The organism is Nonomuraea sp. NPDC049784 (assembly GCF_040659615.1).
Lineage (GTDB): Bacteria > Actinomycetota > Actinomycetes > Streptosporangiales > Streptosporangiaceae > Nonomuraea.
The window spans coordinates 13,127-30,959 of record NZ_JBFAMX010000070.1 but is presented as its reverse complement, the minus strand read 5'-3'; the positions used below and the strand labels follow the sequence as shown (position 1 = coordinate 30,959).

Here is a 17,833-nt window from a genome sequence, read left to right as displayed (position 1 = left end):
CCGCCGCCTGGGCCAGCATCATCTGGCCGACCGGCAGGAGCAGGCCCCCGCCCAGCCCCTGCACCGCGCGGAAGGCGACCAGGCTCACGACCGACCAGGCGGCGGCGCTCAGCGCGGAGCCCGCGACGAACAGCAGGAGCGAGACCAGCCAGACGTTCCTGCTGCCGAACCTGCCCACCGCCCAGCCGGTGATCGGCACCGTCATCGACAGGGCCAGCAGGTAGCCCGTGACCGCCCATTGCATGGTGGCGAGTGTCGTGTGGAAGTCGCCGGCCAGGGTGCCGAGCGCGACGTTGACGATCGTGGTGTCGAGCATCGTCATGACGACGCCCAGGAGGACGACCAGGCCCGTTGTCCGGAGTGGAGTTCGTACGCCGTATCGCATGTCGTACACCGTAGCACTTTCGTACAGTGTCTAAAATCGGGACGGTGAGCTCGATCTGGTCGCGTCCCTCGCCGCCCCGCCGCCCGGTGCTGACCAGGGAGGCGATCGTGGCCGCCGCCATCGCCGTCGCCGACGCCGAGGGGCTGGCCGCGGTCTCGATCCGGCGGGTGGCCGCCGAGCTGGGCGCGCGGGCGATGACGCTGTACTCCTACATCGAGCGCAAGGAGGACCTGCTCGCGCTGATGCTCGACGAGGTGAGCGTGGAGGTGCTCGTCGAGGAGCCGCTGCCGTCCTCGTGGCGGGAGGCGTTGCTGCTGCTCGCGCGGCGGGAGCGCGAGCTGGTGCTGCGCCATCCGTGGCGGGTGGAGCTGATCTCGCAGCGGGTCGCCGTGGGGCCGAACGCGCTGCGGCACGTGGAGCAGAAGCTGTCCGCTTTCGACGGGCTCGGGCTCGACCGGCTGACGTGCTGGCGGTTCCTGGCGGTGTTCAACGACTACATGACCGGGTTCGTGGTGCGGGAGTCGCTGGAGCGCGGGGCGCCCAGGTCCGAGGGGATCAACGAGGCGGAGCGCGCGGCCGTGGCGGAGCCGTACATCAAGGAGCTGGTCGAGAGCGGGGAGTTCCCGCGGCTCGCGCCGATGATCGATGAGGGGGTACGCGGCGCGGACGACAACTTCGAACGCGGCCTCAACTGGGTCCTCGACGGCATCGAACGCGCGCTCCCCGGGAGGTAGACCGCCGACCCCTGCGGATAGCCTTGGCCCCGATGAACACCGTCGTCTCCACGATCGTCATCGTCGCCTCGCTGCTGCTCACGCTGGTGAGCCTGATCGTCGCGATCCGCAACCGGCCGATGGGCATGGTCCTGCTGGTCGGGTTCGCCGTGCTCGAGGTGGCGATTCTCGTCCAGGCGGGCTTCGTGATCGCGGCGGTGGCCGGGGGCGAGGGGCCCGAGGAGAAGGCCACGCTGTTCGGCTACGTCGCAGGGCAGGTGGTGATCCCGCCCGCCGGGGTGTTCCTGGCGCTGGCCGAGCGGAGCAGGTGGGGGTCGGCGATCCTGGTCGTTGCCGGGTTCGCGATCGCGGTGATGACGGGCCGGATGCTGCAGATCTGGCAGGGGGGCGCGTGACCACCTCCATCAGCACCGGTCCCGGCCGGGCACTGATCGCGGTCTACGGGCTGTTCTCGCTGGCCGCCGGGTCCCGCGCGGCCGTCCAGATCGTGGGCAAGTTCGACCAGGCGCCCTTGGCGTACTCGCTGTCGGCCTTCGCGGCCGCCGTCTACATCGCGCTCACCGTGGCGCTCTGGCGCGGGGCTCGCCTCTTCGCGCTGGTGGGGCTCGTCATCGAGCTGGTGGGCGTGCTGGTCATCGGCACGCTGAGCCTCCTCGACCCGGCCGCCTTCCCCGACGAGACGGTCTGGTCGGCGTACGGCAAGGGCTACGCCTTCATCCCGCTCGTGCTGCCCATAGTGGGCCTCTACTGGGTCCTGCGGCGCAGGCGTTAGCTCGTAAGGTGCTCGGGCAGTGGAACCTGCCATGAGCACGATCGAACATTCAGTGGACGTAGAGGTCCCCGTCAGGGTGGCCTACAACCAGTGGACGCAGTTCGAGAGCTTCCCCGAGTTCATGGAGGGCGTGGAGTCGGTCAAACAGATCAACGACACGCGTACGGCCTGGGTGGCGGAGATCGCCGGGGTCAAGCGTGAGTTCGAGGCCGAGATCACGGAGCAGCACCCGGACGAGCGCGTCGCCTGGCGTTCCCTCGACAGACCGCACCACGCGGGCGTGGTGACCTTCCACCGGCTCGACGACTCGACGACCCGGGTCACTCTGCAGATGGAGTACGACCCTGAGGGCTTCGTGGAGACGGCGGGGGACTGGCTGCAGCTCGTCCGCCTGCGCGTGGTCAACGACCTGGAACGCTTCAAGTACTTCATCGAGTCACGCGGGAGCGAGACCGGCGGCTGGCGCGGCGACGTCCCGGGCCCCCACCAGCGGGGCTCGACGTACGACGACTCCACCCAACCGGCTCCGCCCGGACCTCCGGGCGGCGACCCGCGCGTACCGCCCGGCACCGTGGGCGGCGGGGACTACCCGCCCGGCGGCACCCTCCCACCACCTGGCCCGGTCCCACCCCGCGAACCCCCGGAGAACTCCGGACCGGTCCTGTGATCTGACCCGACGGCCGGCCGGGACGGCGCCCTGCCACCCGGCCGCCACCCTTCCAACCCCAGCCGCGCCGCGCCTTCCTGTTCGGGCCGTGCCACTTCGGCCCCGCGCCGCCCGCTGTGCACTTTTCCATCCCCACGGCGCCCACCTCCACGGCGCCGTTCCCACGTGCTCTTCGTCACCCCGTGCCGTGAGAAGGGGCACCTCCACCCCCCGTTCGCCGGGCCGGCGACGTCGCCTGAGTTCTCAAAGGGGCCTCAGTCCCAACAAGCGAGACGGACAGGAATAAAGGGTTGTTTCGGTCCTGTTAAGATGGCGATTCGTCCTATGACTTGATGAGTGGAGGATCGAGCCCCGCATGAGCGTGCTCGCCCAAGAAGCCCGCCGCCCAACCACCGGACCCCTCGCCTGGCTCCTCGTGCTGGGGATCGTCCTCGCAGCCCTCAACCTCCGCACCGCCGTCACCAGCGTCGGCCCTCTCCTCGACCAGCTGGCGGGCGCGCTCGGCATGTCGAGCGTCGGCACCGGACTGCTCACCACGCTACCCGTGCTCGCCTTCGCCAGCGTCGGCGCGATCACGCCCACGCTGGCCAGGCGCGTCGGCGAGCACCGGCTGCTCCTGCTCGCTCTCGTCACTCTGGGCGTCGGCATGCTGGTCAGGTCCCTGGTGGGGTCGGCCCCGGTGTTCCTGGTGAGCAGCGCCGTCGCGCTCTCCGGTGGCGCGGTCGGCAACGTGCTCATTCCCACGCTGATCAAGCGCCACTTCCCGGCCCGTACCGGGATCATGACCACCGTCTACACCACGGCCCTGGCGGCGGGCACCATGCTCGCCGCCGCCGCGACCGTGCCCATCGAGCGCGCGTCAGGCGACTGGCACATCGCGCTCGGCGTGTGGGCGGCGCTGGCCGCCGTCGCCGCCATTCCGTGGCTTGCGCTCCTGCGCAGTGAGCCGGAGCGGGACACGGGCAGCCGGGACGCGGGCATCCGCCGCCTCCTCGGGAGCAGGCTGGCGTGGATGGTCGCGATCTACTTCGGCACACAGGCGATGATCGCGTACGTCATGTTCGGCTGGCTCGCCACCATCCTCACTGACGGCGGTTTCAGCACCTCGGAGGCCGGCGTGATCCTCGGGGTGTTCACCGCGCTGAACATCCCTGTCTCGATCCTCGTCCCCATGGTCGCCTCCCGCTTCCGCGACCAGCGTCCGGCCGTGGTCGGGTTGGTGGCGTTCTACGCGGCCGGGTTCCTCGGGCTGTGGCTCGGGCCCGCCGACCTGGTGCTGGTCTGGGTGGTGCTCATAGCCGTGGGCATGGGGTCGTTCCCGCTGGCGCTGATGATGCTGGCCCTGCGCACCCGTACGCCCGAGGCCACGGCCGGGCTGTCGGCGTTCGGGCAGAGCGCGGGATATCTCATCGCCGGGGCCGGTCCCCTCCTCGTGGGGGTGCTGCACGACGTGACCGGTGGGTGGGCGCTGCCGTACATGCTGCTCTTCGTGGTGCTCCTCGCGCAGCTCCTCACCGGCCTGTACGCGGGCCGCAACCGCTACCTGGAGGACGAGCGTGCGGTCCCTGCGAAAATGACCGGGTGAAGACAACCCTCGTCACCTTCCCCGGCGGCCGGACCAGGGGCCGTTCCCAGATCGTCGGGGCCGTCCCGGTGGGGGACCGGCACGGTCTCGTCGTCGCCGAGACGCCGTTCCACCCCCTCAACCACGCCTGGCCCGACCAGCCCGCCGACCGGGGCACGATCGGGGGCCTGCCGGTGCTCGACTGTGTTACAGGGGCCCAGTCGAGCACCGGCGAGGCCCTCGTCGGCGGGGCCATCCCGGTGCGGCGCGGCACCGAGGGCTGGGAGTGGCTGGTCGTCCACGTCACCGAGGAGCCGCTGCCCGTGGGGGCGGAGGTGGAGCTCGAGGTGGACGCGGATTTCCGTGCGGCGGTCTCGGCCGGTCACACCGTCTGCCACCTGGCCGCCCTCGCCCTCAACTCCGCCCTGGCCGACCGCTGGCGCAAGGAGACGGCGCCGGACCCGCTCGGCCGCCCCGACTTCGACCACGCGGCGATCGTCTCGTCGCGGATCGTCCCGCACGGGAGCGTGGACGTCTATCGCCTGGGCAAGTCGCTGCGCAAGAAGGGGTTCTCCGCCGAGGGCGTGGACTTCGAGAAAGTCGCCCAGCAGGCGACCGAGCAGCTCGCGGCGTGGGTGGCCGCCGAGGCGCCGGTCCGGTTGGACATCCCGGGGCCGGAACTGACGGATCGCCGTACGTGGCACTGCTCGCTGCCGGACGGCGAGGCGTCCATGGCGTGCGGCGGCACCCACGTCACGAGCACGGCCGAGTTGGGCCGGGTCGAGATCGCGCTCTCGTTGGAAGAGGCGACCCTGACCATGCGGGCCACCTGCGGCCTGCCGCTGGACTAGCGGGCGGGCCTCAGCGGCTCGCCAGGAAGGCGAGCACCCGCTTCCACGCGTCCTCGCAGGCGGCCTCGTGCTCGGCGTGCGCGGCGTCGAAGAACCCGTGCGGCGCCCCCGGATAGGTCACGATCTCGTGCTCCACCCCCGCCGCCGTGAGCGCCTCGCCGAACTCCGCCACCTGCTCGGCCGGGATGCCCGTGTCCGCCCCGCCGAACAGCCCGAGTATCGGCGCCCCGAGCTCCGCCGCGTGCTGCGTCGGCCCGGGACCGTACGGACCCGCGATCCCGGGCGCCCCGTAGAACCCGATCACCCCCGCGAACCCGAAGCTCGGATCCGAGGCGAAGAACGCGTTGCGCCCGCCCATGCAGAAGCCCAGCGCCACGGCCGGCCGGCCCAGACGGTCCGCGGCGGCCCGGATGTCGGCCTGGATGCCCTCCCTGCTCAGCTTGCGGACGTGCTCCATGATCGGGAAGGACTCGCCCCGGTCGTCGTCGGTGGCGGTCCTGCCGTAGTAGTCGATGGCGATGGCCGGATGGCCCTGCTCCGCCAGCCGTACGGCCAGCTGCTTGTAGAACTCGTGCAGCCCGCGGACGTCGGGAAGGATCACCACGCCCGGGCCCCGAACGTCATCGGGGAGGGCCTCGTACGCGGCGAAGGACGTGCCGTCGGACGAGGTCAGGCGGGTGGCGGCGGCTCGTGTGCCGGTGATGGGCGGCTGGAAGCGCGGCGGCGCGGCGTCGTTGTCGTAACACATGGTGCCGTGAAATTACCAAAGCCAAATTGATAAAGCTAGACTTGCTTTTTGTGCTGGCAAAGGAACTGAGGATCGCGGTCGGGCGCCTGGCCCGGCGGATCCGGCAGCTATATACGTACTCCTCGGCCGACGATCTGTCGTTCACCGAGCTCGCCGTGCTCCAGCGGCTCGAACGCGACGGGCCGCACTCCTCGGCCCAGATCGCGAACCTCGAACGCGTCTCCGCCCAGGCCATCGGCACCGTACTCACCGGCCTGCACGGGCGGGGCCTGGTCGAGCGCGAGCCCGATCCCGCGGACGGGCGGCGGGTGATCACCGGCATCACGGACACCGGGCAGGCCGCGCTGGCCGGACGCGAGCAGGTCATCACCGAACGCCTGGCCGCCGCCGTCGACTCGCTGGCCCCTGAGGAGCGCGAGCGCTTGGCCGCGGCCCTGCCTGTCCTCGTCGTACTCGCCGAGCGCGTCTGATCATGTCTGTCAGCATATGTTGACAAGCGGGTGCTTGTCAGCGCATGCTGACACCATGGAAGTCACCGAGCTGGCCGAGGCGGCCGCCGATCGTGATCCGGGAGTGGGGCTGGCGGCCGTGGCCGCGCTCAGGGCCCTACTGGAGGAGCTGGAGGCGACGCACGTGTCGAACGCCCGCGCCCAGGGCTGGTCGTGGGAGCAGATCGCCGACGCGCTGGGGGTCCGGCGGCAGTCGGCTCATCGCAAGCACGCTCGCAGGACGGGGAGGTAGTCGCGTGTTCGACAGGTTCACCGAGGGCGCCCGCAGGGCCGTGGTCAAGGCGGGGATACTCGCGCTCGACGCGGGGCGCTCCGCGCTCGACGCCGATCTGATGCTGCTGGGGGTGGCCGAGGCGCGGCCGTTCTCGCTGCCGTCGTTCACCGCCTCCGCGGCCGACGTGCGGGCGCGGGTGGACGTGGGCGACGCCCGGTCGCTGCTGGCCACGTTCGGGATCGACCTCGACGCCGTGCACCGCCGCACCAGGACGGGCCTGGACGCGCCCGGGCTGTGGAGCCTGCGGCGGTCACGGGTGCGGCCGTTGCGCGTGACCCTGTACGGGCCGCTGGGCGAGATCCCGCTGGCCATGCACGCCAGGAAGGTGATCGAGGTGGCCAGGTGGCGCCCCGGGCCCGTCACGGGGGAGCGTCTGCTGTGGGGCCTGCTGGCCGACCACGCGAACGGCGCCGCCACGATCCTAAGGGACGCCGGGGTGAACCTCTCCGAGCTGGTACGCGAGGCCCGCATCCCCACCCGGCGAACCGCCTGACCCCCGCACCCCTCAGCCCCTTCGGCGGTGCGGGCCTACGGGGCCGGGACGTGCCCTCATGCCTCAGACGGGCTCCAGGTGGGCGATCTTCTCAGGATTCGCCATGAGGTAAATGGTGTCGATCTTGCCGTCCGAGATCAGCAGCGACGCGACCGTGATCACCCGCCCACCCGCGGAGACGACCATCGCGGGGGCGTTGTTCATGGTGGTCACTCCGAAGGAGAGGTCGGAAATGCCCGCCATGCCGATCGAAGCCATGAAGCTCGCGATGCCGGCAGGAGTGGTGATCGACGCCAGCCAGCGGCTGACGTTGTCGACGCCGGTGATGACCCGCAGCGCGGCCCGGGCCTTGCCGCCCCCGTCGCTGACCATCGTGACCTCACTCGCGAACAGCTCGATCAGCCCGTCGATGTCGCCGCTGACGGAGGCGTTGATGAACCGCTCGGTGATCCGCCTCCGCTCGTCCCTGTCCACGTCGAACCGCGGCCGCCTCTCCCGCACATGGTCCCGCGCCCGCCGCGCGAGCTGCCTGGTGGCCGGCTCCGCCCGCCCGATGATCTCCGCGATCTCGGAGAACGGCAGGTCGAACGCCTCCCGCAACACGAACACGGCCCGCTCGAGCGGCGACAGCGTCTCCAGCACCAGGAGCAGCGCCAGCTCCACCGACTCGGCCAGCTCGGCGTGCTCGGCCACGTCGGGCGCGGTGCTGATCGGCTCGGGCAGCCACGGCCCCACGTACGACTCCCGCCGCGACTTCGCCCACCGCAGCCGATCGATGGCCAGCCTTGACGTCACCCTGATCAGGTACGCCTTCGGATCGGCGACGGTCGCCTCGTCCACCCCCGACCAGCGCAACCACGCCTCCTGCACGACGTCCTCGGCGTCGGCGACGCTGCCCAGGATCCGGTACGCGACGCCGGTCAGCAGGCTTCGATGGTCCTCAAAGGTCGGCATAAATCTATAGACGTACCACAGGGTGCGCGGTGTGACACAGGGGCTCCGGAACTCCGATACACTTGGTGATCGCAAGGGGCTATGGCGCAGTTGGTAGCGCGCCTCCATGGCATGGAGGAGGTCTGGGGTTCGAATCCCCATAGCTCCACTCACATGAGAGCTCGGGGAAGCCCGGGCTTTCTTTTTTTTGTGTCAGCGCTCGGAGTCGTACAGGGCCGTCTCGGCGTGATCGGGCGGCTCGAAGAGGGTAGAACCTCGCGGCTGACTAAGCTCAGGCGCAACACCCAATGCCGGAGAATCGGGGAGCCCCATAATTGGTGGTCATCTCTCAGGAGACGTCGTTCGACGAGGCCGAGCTCTACCAGCTGTACGACTCGGTGGGCTGGACGCCCTTCACGCAGGACATCGCCAAGGTGCGCCGGGGTCTGGCGAACTCGCATCTCGTCATCACCGCCAGGGACGAGGCAGGCCGGTTGCTCGGCCTGGCGCGCACGGTGTCCGATGACGAGATCATCTGCTACGTGCAGGAGGTGCTGGTCGACAAGGGGCACCACGGTCAGGGGATCGGGCGGCGGCTGATGGAGCACCTGATCGGGCGGTACGCGCACTGCCGGTACTTCGTGCTGTCCACCGACCACGAGTCCACCCCGGAAGGGGCCGCCAACCACACCTTCTACCGGCGACTGGGTCTGGTCGAGCATCACGAGCAGGGGCTGTCCGCCTTCGGGCTGAGGGTTCACAACCCCTGAGTCAGCAGGCGGCTCAGGGTTTCCGGGAGTGAGTCGCGGTTCTCCGGCGTCACCGTGATCAGTTCGGCCTCGAGGTGGGCCTTCAGCGCGGGCCGGCTGCGCTGGTGGACCGTGGCCACGAGTGGGATGTCCGCCTTGAAGAGCGCCGCGCAGCGCGGCAGGAACGCCGGTGACAGCAGCTCCATGGGCCCGATCTCGTCCACGAGCGCGACCGCGCCGCGCGTGGCCAGCGCACGGTTCAGGGCAGGCAGCGCGACACGCTCGAACTCGGGCACGTTCACGCCGTACCGCCCAATCCTGGGCCCCGACGCCAGCGAGACGTGCGCCATCACCGCCTTGTCCCCGCCGAACTCCTCCACCATGAACCCCACCCGCTGTCCGCGCTCACGCACCTCGTCGCTGAGGAACCCGCAGACCGGCACCCCCGCCGCCTCGAGCAACGAGGCCAGGCGGCGGATGACGGTGGTCTTGCCCGTGCGGGGAGGGGCGGTGAGCAGGATGTGCGGCCGGGACACAGGTCCAGGATCGCAGAATGTCACCTGCCGAGCACATCCAGGTAGTGCTGGTTGTACATGATGCCGAGAACATTGCCGAACGGATCGGTCACGGACGCGGTGACGAACCCCTCGCCGTGCTTCGTGATCGGCTGGTACTCCTTGGCGCCCATGGCGAGCAGGCGCTCGAGGGCGGCCTCGAGGTCGTCCACGTGCCAGTGCATGATCTCGCCCGCGGGCCGCTCCGTCGCGCCCTCCGGGGCGTAGCGGCTGTCGATGATGCCCAGCTCGTGCTGGTAGTCGCCGACGCGCCACTCGATGTAGCCGCCGGGGACCTGGTAGTACGGCTCGAACCCGAGCAGCTCGGTGTACCAGGCCTTCGCCGCCTCGAGGTCGGCTGCGTAGAAGTTGAGGGTGGCGAATCCGCGGAGCATCTGTCTGGTCCTTCTCTCTCGGTGATGTCCACGATTCTTCTCGCTAAAGTGCTCACCGAATGAGCACTTTTCCGGAGAGAATTTCTGACCATGCGAGCTGATCGACTTGTCGCCGCCCTGCTGCTCATGCAGGCCCGCGGCCGGGTGACCGCGACCGAGCTGGCCGAGGAGCTGGAGGTGTCCGTGGCCACCGCGCGGCGCGACCTCGAAGCGCTGTCCGCGGCGGGCATCCCGGTCTATCCGCAGGCCGGGCGCGGGGGAGGGTGGTCGCTGCTGGGCGGCGCCAGGACCGACCTGACCGGGCTCACCGCGAACGAGGCTCAGGCGCTGTTCCTGCTGGCAGGGCCGGCCGCGTCCGCCGCGCCCGAGGTCAAGTCCGCGCTGCGCAAGCTGCTGCGGGCCCTGCCCCAGACGTTCAGGGCGGACGCCGAGGCCGCCGCCGACGCCGTGGTGGTCGACCCCGCCCCCTGGGGCGAGCGCGATCGTGACCGTCCCGAGCTGGTGGACGTGCTGCAGAGCGCCACCGTACGGCGCCGCAAGGTCAGGCTCGTGTACGAGGGCCGCTCCCACGAACGCACCCATCGTCTGGTCGATCCCTGGGGCCTGGTGGACAAGGACGACGTCTGGTACCTGGTGGCCGGCACGGAGGCCGGGCAGCGCACGTTCCGGGTGGACCGGATCGCCGGGGCCGCGGTGACGGAGCTGACCTTCGAACGGCCGGAGGGGTTCGAGCTGCCGCGGGCGTGGGGGAAGGTCGTGGACGAGATGGAGCGGCGGCGCTCGTTGCTCTCCGCGACCGTGCTCATCGCCGAGAGGTTCCTGCCGGTGCTGCGCTCGCACTTCGGGCGCCACTGCGAGGTCGTGGGGGCCGAGGAGGACGGGCGGGTCAGGGTGCGGGTGGCGGCGCCGATGGCGCTGACGATCGCCGAGCAGCTGGCCGGATGGGGCTCGACGGTGGAGGTCGTGGAGCCGGATGAGGTGCGGGCCCAGCTGGCCAGGATCGGGTCCGAGCTCGTCGAGCGCTACCGCGGCTAGGGAAGGGGCACGGGCCGGAGGCTTCCGCCGTCCGGCCCGTGCTATGCCAGGAGGTCAGTGACCCGCCTAATCCAAACAGGGAAGGACCACATCACATGATCGTGATCGCTCACCTGAGCGACATCCACATCGGCGCGACACCCCAGAGCATCGGCCGTGCCACTTCCGTCATGCGCTATCTCGACGCGCTCCCGTATGACCTCGACGCCGTGCTGGTCACCGGCGACATCGCCGACCACGGGCTCGCCGAGGAGTACGAGGAGACGCGCAAGCTGCTCACCTCGCGCCATCCGGTCCTGGTCGGCCCGGGCAACCACGACGAACGGGAGCAGTTCCGCCGCGTCCTGCTCGGCGAGCGGCGGCCGGACGGCGGCCCCATCAACCAGGTGCTTCACACTGCCAGGGCTGTCTACGCCATGTGCGACTCCTCCATCCCCGGCGAGGACGCGGGCCACCTGGACGACGAGACGATCGGCTGGCTGGAGGGGGTGCTCGACGGCACAGACCTGCCGGTGTTCGTGGCCTTCCACCACCCGCCCGTCATCCTGCACAGCCCGCCCGTGGACTCGATCCGGCTGCACGCGCACGAGCCTCTGGCCGAGCTGCTCGGGCGGCACCCGAACGTGCCCGCCGTGCTCGTCGGCCACGCCCACACGCCGGCCGCCACCACCTTCGCCGGGCGTCCGCTGCTGGCCGCCCCGGGCGTCGTGTCCACGCTGAAGCTGCCGTGGGAGGGCGGCACGTCGTTCGATAACTGCGTGGACTATGACCTCCCGCCGTCGGTCGCGTTCCACGTGCTCGACGACGAGGGCCGGGTGACCACCCACTACCGCGTCGTTCAGTGAGGTGAGGGCGGGCCTTCAGATGAGGTCCGCCCTTCCCATGTGGGGACGCATCCGTGTAACCCGACCGTAATCTCGGGGGCCCTTGACGCGCTGGTTGTTAACGTTCACAGTCAGGCAGAGCGACCCCGTACGCGGGGGCTCGAAGCGATCGGCAGGCGCGGCTACCGCCGCCACCTCGTCGTGCGCGTACTCCAGGAGTGTTCGGCTTCGACACCATGCGGCACGGCCCGGACGGGGCCCAGGCCGTACAGGAAGGCAGGGGAGCGCTCGCGTACCACCTGGAATGTTAGCGCTCACACCAGGAAGGAACCCCCCAACGTGTTAAAGAGGATCTCGGCGCTGGTGCTCGCCGGGCTCACCGCGATGTCGGTGACCGCGTGCGGTGGCGGCAGTGGTGGTGGCGGCGGCTCGATCACCATGGGCTTCTCCCAGGTGGGCGCGGAGAGCGGGTGGCGGACCGCGAACACCAAGTCGGTGCAGGACTCCGCCAAGAACGCGGGCATCACGCTCAAGTTCTCCGACGCCCAGCAGAAGCAGGAGAACCAGATCAAGGCCATCCGCTCCTACATCCAGCAGAAGGTGGACATCATCGCCTTCTCGCCGGTGGTGGAGTCGGGCTGGGACACGGTGCTCAAAGAGGCCAAGGACGCGAAGATCCCGGTCATCCTGACCGACCGCGCCGTCGACTCCAAGGACACCTCCCTGTACAAGACCTTCCTCGGCTCCGACTTCGTGGAGGAGGGCAAGAAGGCCGGGCAGTGGCTGGTCAACGAGTACAAGGACAGCAAGGACCCGGTGAACATCGTCGAGTTGCAGGGCACGACGGGCTCGGCGCCGGCCAACGACCGTAAGGCCGGGTTCCAGGAGGTCATCGGGGCCGATCAGAAGTTCAAGATCATCGCCTCGCAGACCGGCGACTTCACCAGGGCCAAGGGCAAGGAGGTCATGGAGGCCTTCCTGAAGTCGAACCCGGACATCGACGTGCTCTACGCGCACAATGACGACATGGGTCTGGGCGCGATCGAGGCCATCGAGGGCGCCGGCAAGGTGCCCGGCAAGGACATCAAGATCATCACCGTGGACGCGGTCAAGGACGGCATGCAGGCGCTGTCCGACGGGAAGATCAACTTCATCGTCGAGTGCTCGCCGCTGCTCGGCCCGCAGCTCATGGACCTGGCCAAGAAGGTCATCAAGGGTGAGCAGGTGCCCGCCCGCGTGGTGACCCAGGAGACCACGTTCACGCAGGAGCAGGCCAAGCAGGTCCTGTCCTCCCGTCAGTACTGAGCCGCCGACCGGACGCCACTCTCCGTACTTCGGCTGGGCTCCCTTGGAAGGGGGGACGGCGGGGTTCCCCTGAACGGGGCGGGGTGATGCCTCCACCAGCCGGAGTGCGGGGCGCGGAAGTGTAGTGACGAGGCGGGGCGGCGCAGCCCGACCAACACAGAAAGGCGTGAAATGGCCACACCCGCGCCGGTCCTGACGATGAGCGGGATCGGTAAGCAATTTCCGGGCGTGAAAGCTCTGGACGGCGTGGACCTGCGATTGCTTCCCGGCGAGGTGCACGCGCTCATGGGAGAGAACGGCGCGGGCAAGTCCACCCTCATCAAGGTGCTCACCGGCGTCCACTCCGCCGACGCGGGCACCATCGAGCTGGGCGGCACCTCGGTGGCGTTCGGCAGTCCGCTGGAGGCGCAGCAGGCCGGCATCAGCACGGTCTACCAGGAGGTCAACCTCTGCACGAACCTCTCGGTGGCCGAGAACATCTTCATCGGCCGTGAGCCCCGCCGCAGGGGCCGCATCGACTGGAAGCGCATGCGGGCCAGGGCCGGCGAACTGCTGTCCCGGCTGGAGCTGAGCCTGGACGTGTCGGCGCCGCTGTCGACGTACTCGCTGGCCATCCAGCAGATGGTGGCCATCGCGCGAGCGATCGACATCGACGCGAGGGTGCTGATCCTTGACGAGCCCACGTCCAGCCTGGATGCCGACGAGGTCGAGCAGCTCTTCAGGGTGATGAGGAGGCTGAAGGAGGAGGGCATCGCCATCCTCTTCGTGTCCCACTTTCTCGACCAGATCTACGAAATATCGGACCGCATGACGATCCTCAGGAACGGAAGGCTCGTCGGCGAGTACCTGACCAAGCAGCTCCCGCAGGTCGAGCTGGTCGCCAAGATGATCGGCCAGGAGCTGGCCGCGCTGGAGCGGCTGCACGGCGAGGCCAAGGTCTTCGACCGGCCGCTGGTCGAGGCGCGCCAGCTGGGCAGGCCGGGGGCCATCGAGCCGTTCACGCTCACGATCCACGAGGGCGAGGTCGTAGGCCTGGCAGGGCTGCTCGGCTCCGGCCGTACGGAGATCGCGAGGCTGCTGTTCGGCGCGGACCACGCGGGCACGGGCGAGATCGCGGTCGGCGGGTCGGCGGCGTCGTTACGCACGCCGCGCGCGGCCATGAGCCACAAGATCGCGTTCTGCTCGGAGAACCGCAAGGCCGACGGGCTCATCCCCGACCTCACCGTGCGCGAGAACATCATCCTCGCCCTCCAGGCCACCAGGGGATGGACCAGGCCGGTGCCGCGTGATCAGCAGGACGAGCTGGTCGGCAGGTACATCAAGGCACTGAAGATCAGCCCGCCCAACCCCGAGCACCTCGTACGGAACCTCAGCGGCGGCAACCAGCAGAAGGTCGTGCTGGCCAGGTGGCTCATCCTCGAGCCGCGCCTGCTCATCCTGGACGAGCCCACCAGGGGCATCGACGTCGGTGCGAAGACCGAGATCCAGCGCCTGGTCGCGGAGCTGTCCGACGGCGGCATGGCGGTCCTGTTCATCTCGGCCGAGCTGGAGGAGGTGCTGCGGCTCAGCCACAAGGTCGAGGTCCTGCGCGACCGGCGGCTGGTGGCCGAGCTGCCCAACGACGACGAGCTGACGACGGACGTGCTCATGGAAACGATCGCGAGCGGAGGCCGGGCCACATGAGACGGCTGCTCTGGCCGGTGGTGGTCCTCGTACTGCTGCTGGCGCTGAACGTGATCTTCACGCCGAGCTTCTTCTCCATCCAGGTCAGAGAGGGCCACCTGTACGGGAGCCTGATCGACATCCTGCGCTTCGGCGCCCCGCTGATCCTGGTGTCGCTGGGGATGACGCTGGTCATCGCCACCGGCGGGATCGACCTGTCGGTGGGCTCCGTGGTGGCGATCTCGGGGGCGCTGGCCTGCCTGCAGATCAGCGAGGACGCGAGCGTGTTCACCGCCGTGGCGGCGGCACTCGGGCTGTGCCTGGTGCTCGGGGCCTGGAACGGGTTCCTGGTCGCCGGCGTCGGCATCCAGCCGATCATCGCCACGCTCATCCTCATGGTGGGCGGGCGCGGCCTGGCCCAGCTCATCACCGACGGGCAGATCATCACCGTCAACAGCCCGGCGTACAAGGTGATCGGCGGCGGCTACTGGCTGACCGTGCCGTTCGGCATCCTCATCGTGATCGCCGTGCTGGCGATCACCGTGTTCCTCACCCGGCGGCTGGCGCTGGGCATGCTGATCGAGTCGGTCGGCGGCAACGCCGAGGCCAGCAGGCTGGCGGGCATCAGCTCACGCGGGATCATCATCATGGTGTACGCCTTCGCCGCCCTGTGCGCGGGCGTGGCCGGGCTGATGATCAGCTCGAACGTCTCCAGCGCCGACGGCAACAACGCCGGCCTGTGGATCGAGCTGGACGCCATCCTCGCCGTCGTGATCGGCGGCACGTCGTTGTCCGGCGGCCGGTTCTCGCTCGGCGGGACCGTGCTGGGCGCGTTGATCATCCAGACGTTGACCACCACGATCTACTCGATCGGTGTCCCGCCGGAGACCACGCTGCTGTTCAAGGCGCTGGTCGTGACGGCGGTCTGCCTCATCCAGTCCCCGTCCTTCCGCGAGAAGGCGTTCCGCAGGCGTGGCCGCGCGGCACCCTCCAGCCCGGCGGCCGAGGAGAAAGTGCGGGTGACCCTTTGACCACGCTGACGGTCGGCCGGGCGAGCGTGCCCGCCAAGTATCTGCCGGTCCTGGTGACCGGCTGCCTGTTCCTGGCCATGTTCGTGGTCGGAGGGATCCGCTACGAGGGGTTCGCCAGCGGGCAGGTGATACTCAACGTCTTCATCGACAACGCCTTCCTGCTGGTGGTGGCGGTCGGGATGACGTTCGTGATCCTGACCGGGGGCATCGACCTGTCGGTGGGCTCGGTGGTGGCGCTGTCCACGATGATCTCCGCCAGCCTCATGAAAGGGCCGGGGTGGCCGCCGTACCTGGTGATCCCGTTGGTGCTGGTCATCGGGGCGGGGCTGGGACTGGTGATGGGCTACATCGTGCACGCCTTCGACATCCAGCCGTTCATCGTGACGCTGGCGGGCATGTTCCTGGCCCGAGGACTGTGTTACACGATCGGCACGGACTCGATCCCGATCGAGGACCCCACGTTCACGGCGTTCGCGCAGGCGAGGATCGACCTGTTCGCCGACATGTGGATCTCACCGAGCGTGATCGTCGCCGTGGTCGTGGTGCTGGTGGCGGCGTACGTGCTGCATTACACCCGGCTCGGCCGCGCGGTTTACGCCACCGGCGGAAGCGAGCAGTCGGCGCTGCTGATGGGGCTGCCCGTGGGACGGACGAAGATCGCGGTCTACACGATCAGCGGGTTCTGCTCGGCCCTCGGCGGCGTGCTGCTGTCGTTCTACATGCTCTCCGGCTACGGGCTGCACGCCGTGGGCATGGAGCTGGACGCCATCGCGGCAGTAGTCATCGGCGGTACGCTGCTCACCGGGGGTAGCGGCTTCCTGCTCGGCACCGTGCTCGGGGTGCTCGTGCTGGGCCTGATCCAGACGATCATCAGTTTCGAAGGAACCCTGTCGTCCTGGTGGACGAAGATCTTCATCGGAATGTTGCTCTTTGTCTTCATCTTGCTGCAGCGCCTGTTCTCAGCGCGTTCCCGTCGCTGACCTGTGTGAGAGTTACCGGAAAGTTTCCGGTAGGTTATGCCCGGCCGTTGACACGAGCGTTGTTAGCGATAACAATCGGCGGATAGCGAATGAGAATTTTGTTCTGATTCGTCACGCTCTGTGATCGAATCTCTCGCTCTACCGGCAGCCGCCGCGTCCAGCGCTGCCGCGACCCCCATCGCAAGGAGATGACATGAGGTTGGGACGAATCGGGGGCGTGGTGTCCGTCATCGCGCTCGCCGCGACGATGACGGCCTGCGGCTCGAGCACGAAGACCGTCGACTCGCAGGCCTCCGCCTCGGCCGCCGCCGGTAACGGCGGCGCCCTGATTGGCGTCACGATGCCGACGAAGTCGTCGGAACGCTGGATCCACGACGGCGACAACGTCAAGCAGCAGCTGGAGAAGCTGGGCTACAAGGTCGACCTCCAGTACGCGGAGAACGACATCCCGACGCAGGCCAACCAGATCGAGAACCAGATCACCAAGGGCGCCAAGCTCCTCATCATCGCCTCGATCGACGGCACCGCCATCACCTCCCAGCTCCAGCAGGCTGCCGACAACAAGATCCCGGTCATCGCCTATGACCGGTTGATCCGCAACAGCCCGAACGTCGACTACTACGCCACGTTCGACAACTTCAAGGTCGGCGTGCAGCAGGCGACCTCGCTGCTCAAGGGCCTCGGCGTCGAGGACGGCAAGAAGGGCCCGTTCAACGTCGAGCTGTTCGGCGGCTCGCCCGACGACAACAACGCCACGTTCTTCTGGAACGGCGCCATGTCGGTGCTCAAGCCGAAGATCGACGACGGCACCCTGAAGGTCGCGAGCGGCCAGACCGACTTCAAGCAGGCCGCCATCCTGAGGTGGGACCCCGCCACGGCGCAGAAGCGCATGGAGGACATCCTCACCAAGACCTACGGCGGCAAGAAGGTGGACGGCGTGCTGTCGCCGTACGACGGTCTGTCGATCGGCATCCTGTCGGCGCTCAAGAGCTCCGGCTACGGCACCAGCGGCCAGCCGTACCCGGTCGTGACCGGCCAGGACGCCGAGCTCGCCTCGGTCAAGTCGATCATCGCCGGTGAGCAGTACTCCACCATCTTCAAGGACACCCGCAAGCTCGCCGAGCAGACCGTGAAGATGGCCGACTCCGTGCTCAAGGGTCAGAAGCCCGAGGTGAACAACGAGAAGGACTACGACAACGGCAACAAGGTCGTCCCGTCGTACCTGCTCGACCCGGTGATCGTGGACAAGAGCAACTACAAGGAAATCATCGTCGGCAGCAACTACTACACCGAGGACCAGCTCAAGTAAGGGCCGAGCCCCGGGGGCCCAGCGGCCCTCGGGGCTTTCCTCCCTGAGCGAGGGGCATA

22 protein-coding genes and 1 tRNA gene are annotated in these 17,833 nt (G+C 68.9%); 18 read left to right on the top strand and 5 right to left on the bottom strand.

Features of this window, described 5'->3' with window-relative positions:
• The coding region (locus tag AB0J09_RS17690; protein WP_360691461.1) for an MFS transporter at positions 1 to 385 on the bottom strand (385 nt) is incomplete at its 3' end.
• A 44-nt stretch (positions 386 to 429) separates the two neighbouring features.
• Here AB0J09_RS17690 and AB0J09_RS17685 point away from each other — a divergent pair.
• The 6 genes from AB0J09_RS17685 (at position 430) to AB0J09_RS17660 (ending at position 4,973) form a co-directional block, all read left to right on the top strand.
• A complete protein-coding gene (locus tag AB0J09_RS17685) occupies positions 430 to 1,119 on the top strand; it encodes a TetR/AcrR family transcriptional regulator C-terminal domain-containing protein (protein ID WP_360691458.1) in 690 nt (229 codons plus the stop codon).
• A 32-nt stretch (positions 1,120 to 1,151) separates the two neighbouring features.
• On the top strand, positions 1,152 to 1,514 hold the full coding sequence (locus AB0J09_RS17680; protein WP_360691455.1) for a hypothetical protein: 363 nt from the start codon (positions 1,152 to 1,154) through the stop codon (positions 1,512 to 1,514).
• Complete coding sequence (locus AB0J09_RS17675) at positions 1,511 to 1,891, top strand: hypothetical protein (protein WP_360691452.1); 381 nt, start codon at positions 1,511 to 1,513, stop codon at positions 1,889 to 1,891. The genes AB0J09_RS17680 and AB0J09_RS17675 overlap by 4 nt, the downstream gene beginning before the upstream one ends.
• Before the next feature lie 31 nt (positions 1,892 to 1,922).
• Positions 1,923 to 2,558, top strand: a complete 636-nt coding sequence (locus AB0J09_RS17670) for an SRPBCC family protein (RefSeq protein WP_360691449.1) — start codon at positions 1,923 to 1,925, stop codon at positions 2,556 to 2,558.
• Between the two features lie 355 nt (positions 2,559 to 2,913).
• Entirely contained in the window at positions 2,914 to 4,143 is a 1,230-nt protein-coding gene (locus AB0J09_RS17665) for an MFS transporter (protein WP_360691447.1), read from the top strand.
• Complete coding sequence (locus AB0J09_RS17660) at positions 4,140 to 4,973, top strand: metal-dependent hydrolase (protein WP_360691444.1); 834 nt, start codon at positions 4,140 to 4,142, stop codon at positions 4,971 to 4,973. Before AB0J09_RS17665 ends, AB0J09_RS17660 begins: the two co-directional genes overlap by 4 nt.
• A 10-nt stretch (positions 4,974 to 4,983) precedes the next feature.
• Here the strand turns inward: AB0J09_RS17660 and AB0J09_RS17655 are convergent, their stop codons facing one another.
• The gene (locus AB0J09_RS17655; protein ID WP_360691441.1) at positions 4,984 to 5,721 is read right to left on the bottom strand and encodes a dienelactone hydrolase family protein; all 738 of its coding nucleotides are present in this window, start codon (positions 5,719 to 5,721) and stop codon (positions 4,984 to 4,986) included.
• A gap of 50 nt (positions 5,722 to 5,771) precedes the next feature.
• Here AB0J09_RS17655 and AB0J09_RS17650 point away from each other — a divergent pair, with 50 nt between their 5' ends.
• The 3 genes from AB0J09_RS17650 to AB0J09_RS17640 are packed head-to-tail and all read left to right on the top strand — an operon-like array spanning position 5,772 to position 6,997.
• Positions 5,772 to 6,191, top strand: a complete 420-nt coding sequence (locus AB0J09_RS17650) for a MarR family transcriptional regulator (protein WP_360691437.1) — start codon at positions 5,772 to 5,774, stop codon at positions 6,189 to 6,191.
• A gap of 55 nt (positions 6,192 to 6,246) precedes the next feature.
• The gene (locus tag AB0J09_RS17645) at positions 6,247 to 6,462 is read left to right on the top strand and encodes a helix-turn-helix domain-containing protein (protein ID WP_185078147.1); all 216 of its coding nucleotides are present in this window, start codon (positions 6,247 to 6,249) and stop codon (positions 6,460 to 6,462) included.
• A 4-nt stretch (positions 6,463 to 6,466) separates the two neighbouring features.
• A complete protein-coding gene (locus tag AB0J09_RS17640; RefSeq protein ID WP_360691433.1) occupies positions 6,467 to 6,997 on the top strand; it encodes a Clp protease N-terminal domain-containing protein in 531 nt (176 codons plus the stop codon).
• A gap of 63 nt (positions 6,998 to 7,060) precedes the next feature.
• Here the strand turns inward: AB0J09_RS17640 and sigJ are convergent, their stop codons facing one another.
• The gene (gene sigJ / locus AB0J09_RS17635; RefSeq protein WP_360691430.1) at positions 7,061 to 7,951 is read right to left on the bottom strand and encodes an RNA polymerase sigma factor SigJ; all 891 of its coding nucleotides are present in this window, start codon (positions 7,949 to 7,951) and stop codon (positions 7,061 to 7,063) included.
• A gap of 75 nt (positions 7,952 to 8,026) precedes the next feature.
• Between sigJ and AB0J09_RS17630 the strand changes: the two genes are divergently transcribed.
• Positions 8,027 to 8,099: transfer RNA gene (locus AB0J09_RS17630), tRNA-Ala, on the top strand.
• A gap of 169 nt (positions 8,100 to 8,268) precedes the next feature.
• Complete coding sequence (locus AB0J09_RS17625) at positions 8,269 to 8,700, top strand: GNAT family N-acetyltransferase (protein WP_360691470.1); 432 nt, start codon at positions 8,269 to 8,271, stop codon at positions 8,698 to 8,700.
• Here the strand turns inward: AB0J09_RS17625 and AB0J09_RS17620 are convergent.
• A complete protein-coding gene (locus AB0J09_RS17620; protein ID WP_360691427.1) occupies positions 8,688 to 9,215 on the bottom strand; it encodes a nucleoside-triphosphatase in 528 nt (175 codons plus the stop codon). The two genes, AB0J09_RS17625 and AB0J09_RS17620, sit on opposite strands and share 13 nt — an antisense overlap.
• Positions 9,216 to 9,235: 20 nt before the next feature.
• On the bottom strand, positions 9,236 to 9,628 hold the full coding sequence (locus tag AB0J09_RS17615; protein ID WP_360691424.1) for a VOC family protein: 393 nt from the start codon (positions 9,626 to 9,628) through the stop codon (positions 9,236 to 9,238).
• A gap of 90 nt (positions 9,629 to 9,718) precedes the next feature.
• Between AB0J09_RS17615 and AB0J09_RS17610 the strand changes: the two genes are divergently transcribed.
• From AB0J09_RS17610 to chvE, 7 genes are all read left to right on the top strand, one after another.
• Positions 9,719 to 10,663, top strand: a complete 945-nt coding sequence (locus AB0J09_RS17610; protein ID WP_360691422.1) for a WYL domain-containing protein — start codon at positions 9,719 to 9,721, stop codon at positions 10,661 to 10,663.
• 95 nt (positions 10,664 to 10,758) lie between these two features.
• Positions 10,759 to 11,508: a metallophosphoesterase gene (locus AB0J09_RS17605; RefSeq protein ID WP_360691419.1), complete on the top strand. Its 750-nt coding sequence runs from the start codon at positions 10,759 to 10,761 to the stop codon at positions 11,506 to 11,508.
• Positions 11,509 to 11,826: 318 nt separating this feature from the next.
• Complete coding sequence (locus tag AB0J09_RS17600) at positions 11,827 to 12,792, top strand: ABC transporter substrate-binding protein (protein WP_360691416.1); 966 nt, start codon at positions 11,827 to 11,829, stop codon at positions 12,790 to 12,792.
• 228 nt (positions 12,793 to 13,020) lie between these two features.
• Positions 13,021 to 14,475 (top strand): sugar ABC transporter ATP-binding protein, encoded by a 1,455-nt coding sequence (locus AB0J09_RS17595; protein WP_360691413.1) that lies wholly within the window; start codon positions 13,021 to 13,023, stop codon positions 14,473 to 14,475.
• The gene (locus tag AB0J09_RS17590) at positions 14,472 to 15,485 is read left to right on the top strand and encodes an ABC transporter permease (RefSeq protein WP_360691410.1); all 1,014 of its coding nucleotides are present in this window, start codon (positions 14,472 to 14,474) and stop codon (positions 15,483 to 15,485) included. The genes AB0J09_RS17595 and AB0J09_RS17590 overlap by 4 nt, the downstream gene beginning before the upstream one ends.
• Entirely contained in the window at positions 15,482 to 16,465 is a 984-nt protein-coding gene (gene yjfF, locus AB0J09_RS17585) for a galactofuranose ABC transporter, permease protein YjfF (RefSeq protein ID WP_360691407.1), read from the top strand. The genes AB0J09_RS17590 and yjfF overlap by 4 nt, the downstream gene beginning before the upstream one ends.
• 193 nt (positions 16,466 to 16,658) lie before the next feature.
• Positions 16,659 to 17,774, top strand: coding sequence for a multiple monosaccharide ABC transporter substrate-binding protein (gene chvE, locus AB0J09_RS17580; protein ID WP_360691404.1), 1,116 nt, complete (start codon positions 16,659 to 16,661; stop codon positions 17,772 to 17,774).
• Positions 17,775 to 17,833: the final 59 nt, after the last annotated feature.

What these genes read in the sequence shown, in the direction of transcription:
- AB0J09_RS17680 (WP_360691455.1), top strand. Translation starts at nt 1,152, where the DNA reads ATGAACACCGTCGTCTCCACGATCGTCATCGTCGCCTCGCTGCTGCTC.
- AB0J09_RS17670 (WP_360691449.1), top strand. Translation starts at nt 1,923, where the DNA reads ATGAGCACGATCGAACATTCAGTGGACGTAGAGGTCCCCGTCAGGGTG.
- AB0J09_RS17665 (WP_360691447.1), top strand. Translation starts at nt 2,914, where the DNA reads ATGAGCGTGCTCGCCCAAGAAGCCCGCCGCCCAACCACCGGACCCCTC.
- AB0J09_RS17655 (WP_360691441.1), bottom strand. Translation starts at nt 5,721, where the DNA reads ATGTGTTACGACAACGACGCCGCGCCGCCGCGCTTCCAGCCGCCCATC.
- AB0J09_RS17645 (WP_185078147.1), top strand. Translation starts at nt 6,247, where the DNA reads ATGGAAGTCACCGAGCTGGCCGAGGCGGCCGCCGATCGTGATCCGGGA.
- sigJ (WP_360691430.1), bottom strand. Translation starts at nt 7,951, where the DNA reads ATGCCGACCTTTGAGGACCATCGAAGCCTGCTGACCGGCGTCGCGTAC.
- AB0J09_RS17615 (WP_360691424.1), bottom strand. Translation starts at nt 9,628, where the DNA reads ATGCTCCGCGGATTCGCCACCCTCAACTTCTACGCAGCCGACCTCGAG.
- AB0J09_RS17610 (WP_360691422.1), top strand. Translation starts at nt 9,719, where the DNA reads ATGCGAGCTGATCGACTTGTCGCCGCCCTGCTGCTCATGCAGGCCCGC.
- AB0J09_RS17605 (WP_360691419.1), top strand. Translation starts at nt 10,759, where the DNA reads ATGATCGTGATCGCTCACCTGAGCGACATCCACATCGGCGCGACACCC.
- AB0J09_RS17590 (WP_360691410.1), top strand. Translation starts at nt 14,472, where the DNA reads ATGAGACGGCTGCTCTGGCCGGTGGTGGTCCTCGTACTGCTGCTGGCG.
- chvE (WP_360691404.1), top strand. Translation starts at nt 16,659, where the DNA reads ATGAGGTTGGGACGAATCGGGGGCGTGGTGTCCGTCATCGCGCTCGCC.